The organism is Elstera litoralis (genome assembly GCF_000963705.1).
Classification (GTDB): domain Bacteria; phylum Pseudomonadota; class Alphaproteobacteria; order Elsterales; family Elsteraceae; genus Elstera; species Elstera litoralis.
Map to the genome: position 1 here is coordinate 1 of NZ_LAJY01000059.1, position 3,745 is coordinate 3,745.

Consider the following 3,745-nt stretch of genomic DNA (forward strand, 5'->3'; position numbering starts at 1 on the left):
GTGTCATACCCAGAGGATGCCGCTGTCAGACACGAGCGTCAATAAGAAAATTGAATGTTTTTAGTATGTTATGGCATTTAGTGAATGTAATGTCTTAAGAAAAATCAAGATATGGTAGGCACCCGGTCCCGTTACCCGCTACCGCTTGGGGTTTTGGGATAAATCGGAGCATACTAAATTTTCTGATTCTTGCTACTAGTTTCTAAGGGATGAAATTAGCGTAAAGATATAAACTATTGATTTATAACGAATTAAACAAATCACGAACGGGCGCGAAGCTGCGGCGGTGGTGCGGGGTGAGCCCCTCAGTCTGAAGCGCGGCGCGATGCGCGGCCACCGGGTAGCCCGCATTTTTCTCCCAACCATAGGCCGGATAGCGCCGGGCGAGCTGCGCCATCAGCCGGTCGCGCATCACTTTCGCGAGAATAGAAGCGGCGGCGATGGACAGGCTGCGATCATCGCCACCGACGAGGCAGCGATGGGGCAGCGTCAATCCCTTCGGCGCGCGGTTGCCGTCGATGAGGGCGGCGACCGGGCGCAACGGCAGCCGGTCGAGCGCGCGACGCATGGCGAGATGGGTCGCGCCCAGAATATTATAGGTATCGATCTCGCGCACAGAGGCGGCGGCAACCACGGCCCACACGCTCGATCCCTGCGCCGCCCATAGGGCGGCGGCGAAACCCTCGCGTTTGGCGGCACTCAGCTTCTTGGAATCGCGCAGGCCGCCGATCAGCTCTTTCGGCAGGCGGGCGGGGTCGAGAATCGCGGCGGCGGCGAGCACGGGTCCTGCCAGCGGCCCGCGTCCGACCTCATCCACCCCGGCAACCGGCCCGTCCCATTCGGCTTCGTGCGAGAAATCGGGGCCTAAAAAACCTGTGCCCATCGGGCTGAACCCTCTTCAAAAACCCAAACCGGGGGGCCACCTTAAAGATGTAGGGCGTCGATGCACAGCATGGCGCGAAGCTGACTGCCGGGTACACCGGGGCGGCATGACAGGAGAGACACATGGATTTTGCAAACTACACCGAACGCGCGCGCGGGTTTCTGCAAGCGTCGCAAGCGCTGGCCTTACGCTCGGGCCATCAGCGGTTTCTGCCGGATCATATTCTAAAGGCGCTGCTGGAAGACCCGGAAGGCATGTCGGCCAACCTCATCCGCACCGCAGGCGGCGACCCGAAGCAGGTGGAAGCGGCGATTGATCTTGATCTCGCCAAGCTGCCGAAGGTTGAGGGCGGCGGGGCTGGCAACCTGTATCTCGCGCCCGAAACCGCGCGTCTCTTCGATGCCGCCGAAAAGCTTTCCCAGAAATCGGGCGACAAGTTCGTTACCGTCGAACGGCTGCTGCTGGCGCTGACCTTGGAAAAGGATGGTAACCCTGGCAAGGCGCTGGCGGCGGGCGGCGTGACGGCGCAAAATCTCAATCAGACCATCGAAACCGTGCGCAAGGGCCGCAAAGCCGATAGCGCCACGGCGGAAGGCAAGTACGACGCGCTGAAGAAATATTCGCGCGACCTGACGGAAGCGGCGGCGAACGGCAAGCTCGACCCGGTCATCGGCCGCGACGAGGAGATCCGCCGCGCCATTCAGGTGCTCTCGCGCCGGACCAAGAATAATCCCGTGCTCATTGGCGAACCCGGTGTGGGGAAAACCGCCATTGTCGAAGGCTTGGCCCTGCGCATCGTCAAGGGCGACGTGCCGGAAAGCCTGAAAGGCAAGAAGCTGCTGTCGCTTGATCTCGGGGCACTAATCGCCGGGGCCAAGTTTCGCGGCGAGTTCGAAGAACGCTTGAAGGCGGTTCTCGAAGAGGCGACCCACGCCGAAGGCCAGATCGTGCTGTTCATCGACGAGCTGCACACGCTGGTTGGCGCGGGCAAAGCCGATGGCGCGATGGATGCTTCCAACATGCTGAAACCGGCGCTGGCGCGCGGTGAGCTGCATTGCGTCGGCGCGACCACGCTCGATGAGTATCGCAAGTACATCGAGAAAGACGCGGCGCTGGCGCGGCGCTTCCAGCCGGTGTTCGTTTCGGAACCGACAGTGCCCGATACGATTTCGATCCTGCGCGGCCTGAAGGAAAAATACGAGCTTCACCACGGCGTGCGTATTACCGATAGTGCCATCGTGGCGGCGGCGACCCTTTCCAACCGCTATATCACCGACCGTTTCCTGCCCGACAAAGCCATCGATCTGATCGATGAGGCGGCGGCGCGCCTGCGCATGGCGGTGGATTCGAAGCCGGAAGCTCTGGACGAACTCGACCGGCGCATCATTCAACTGAAGATCGAACGGGAAGCCCTACTGAAGGAAACCGACGCCGCCAGCCGCGACCGGCTCGTGACCTTGGAAAAGGAACTCGACGGGCTGGAAGTCGAAGCGGGCACGCTCACCGCCGCCTGGGAAGCCGAAAAGGCGACTCTGAACAGCGCGCAAAAACTGAAAGAGCAACTCGACCACGCCCGCGCCCAGCTCGAAATCGTGCAGCGCGGTGGCGATTGGGCGAAAGCCGGGGAACTCACCTACGGCGTGATCCCCAACCTCGAAAAGGCGCTGGCCGATGCCGAGGCGGCGGGCGGCTCGCGCTTGGTGAAGGAGGCGGTGTCCGATCAAGATATCGCCGCCGTGGTGGCGCGCTGGACGGGCATTCCGGTCGAACGGATGCTGACCGGCGAGCGCGAAAAGCTGCTACATTTGGAAGAGGCGCTGCATCAGCGCGTTATCGGCCAGGATGAAGCCATTCACGCGGTCGCCAATGCCGTGCGGCGGGCACGGGCGGGCTTGCAGGATCAGAACCGCCCGATGGGCTCGTTCCTGTTCTTAGGCCCGACCGGCGTTGGGAAAACCGAACTCACCAAGGCGCTCGCGGGCTTCCTGTTCGACGACGAAAAGGCGCTGTTGCGCGTCGATATGTCCGAATATATGGAAAAGCACGCCGTCGCCCGGCTCATCGGGGCTCCCCCCGGCTATGTCGGCTATGAGGAGGGCGGCGCGCTCACGGAAGCTGTGCGGCGCAGGCCCTATCAGGTGATCCTGTTCGATGAGGTCGAAAAGGCGCACCCGGACGTGTTCAACGTACTGCTGCAAGTGCTGGACGATGGCCGCCTCACCGATGGCCAGGGCCGCACGGTGGATTTCCGCAATACGCTGATCGTGCTCACCTCGAACCTCGGTTCCGAACTGCTCGCCCACACGGCGGAAGCCGAAACCGAAATTCCGCCGCGCGTCCGCGACGGGGTGATGGACATCGTGCGCAGTGCCTTCCGGCCCGAGTTCCTGAACCGGCTCGATGAAGTGCTGATGTTCCACCGCCTCACGCGCGGCCATATGGATGGGATCGTCACCATCCAGCTTCAGGGCCTGCAAAAGCTGCTGGCCGACCGCAAGATCACCCTCGATCTCTCGGCGGAAGCGCGGCAGTGGCTGGCCGATGCGGGGTACGATCCGGTCTATGGCGCGCGCCCGCTAAAGCGCGTCATCCAGCGCCAGTTGCAAAACCGGCTGGCCGAACTGGTGCTCTCCGGCGTGCTTCAGGATGGGCAAACGGTCGTCGTCACCACCGATCCCGATGGGCTGGTGCTGACCCCGGTGGTGCCGCAGGCGAACGCGGCTTAGACGTTTGCAAACTGCGGGGTTCTACCCCGCGCCCCGCCAGGACCGGGCCGGTCCTGGACCTGGCTTTTGTCGAAGCGCTCCTTGGCTTGCCTGAGGAGCGCTTTTTTTAAATGAGGGTCTGGGGCCTCCCGGCCCC

General features: G+C 62.4%; 2 protein-coding genes. One reads left to right on the top strand and one right to left on the bottom strand.

Features of this window, described 5'->3' with window-relative positions; translation table 11 throughout:
- Positions 1-241: 241 nt before the first annotated feature.
- The gene (locus VZ95_RS03220; protein ID WP_045774603.1) at positions 242-883 is read right to left on the bottom strand and encodes a ribonuclease HII; all 642 of its coding nucleotides are present in this window, start codon (positions 881-883) and stop codon (positions 242-244) included.
- Between the two features lie 122 nt (positions 884-1,005).
- Between VZ95_RS03220 and clpB the strand changes: the two genes are divergently transcribed.
- Complete coding sequence (gene clpB / locus VZ95_RS03225; protein ID WP_045774604.1) at positions 1,006-3,609, top strand: ATP-dependent chaperone ClpB; 2,604 nt, start codon at positions 1,006-1,008, stop codon at positions 3,607-3,609.
- The last annotated feature ends 136 nt before the right edge of the window (positions 3,610-3,745 follow it).

Coding starts and splice junctions, on each gene's coding strand:
- VZ95_RS03220 (WP_045774603.1), bottom strand. CDS start 883: ATGGGCACAGGTTTTTTAGGCCCCGATTTCTCGCACGAAGCCGAATGG.
- clpB (WP_045774604.1), top strand. CDS start 1,006: ATGGATTTTGCAAACTACACCGAACGCGCGCGCGGGTTTCTGCAAGCG.